The following is a 550-nucleotide window of genomic DNA, read 5'->3' as shown; positions in this document are numbered from 1 at the left end:
GTAACTCTACTAGTTTAATTATCTATAGGTGTATTGCCCAATAATTGTATCTTGTGTTGCTAAATGAAATTGGAAAGAATATGACAAGAAACCAGTTTTTACTGCAAATCACCTATCTATGCCGAGAAAAATTACCGAGGGGCCACTCAGGAGCAAGGAACGTACAAAAAACAACTTAGTTGAAGCTGTTGGAAAAATCCTTAAAAGTGATGGATTTTCAGGCATAAACGTGGCAAAAGTTGCAAACATGGCCAAAGTGGACAGAAAGCTGATCTATGATTATTTTGGAAACCTGGATGGACTAATTAGGCACTACTTGATAAATCACGACTACTGGAACATTGGCCCGGAAAATATAGGTGATATTATGTCCAAAGCTAGGGAAGATCATGGCAAGTTACTGGCCTACAGCGTAATGGAGCACCAGTTTGACAGCCTGATCAACAATGAGGAAATGCGGCGCATCATTACCTGGGGCATCAGTGAAAAACTGCCCGTACTTAAAGAGCTTGACCTTAAAAGGGAAAATACAGGGGATGAAGTGCTTAAG

The 550-nt window shown here is 40.2% G+C and carries 1 protein-coding gene; it reads left to right on the top strand.

Annotation, left to right across the window (positions count from 1 at the left end):
- Positions 1-118: 118 nt before the first annotated feature.
- Positions 119-550, top strand: a 432-nt coding sequence (locus JHD69_RS20190; protein ID WP_199142124.1) for a TetR/AcrR family transcriptional regulator, incomplete at its 3' end; no start/stop codon positions are given.

This window comes from Pedobacter sp. ASV12 (assembly GCF_016429155.1).
GTDB lineage: Bacteria > Bacteroidota > Bacteroidia > Sphingobacteriales > Sphingobacteriaceae > Pedobacter.
This window is presented reverse-complemented; position numbering and strand designations above follow the sequence as displayed.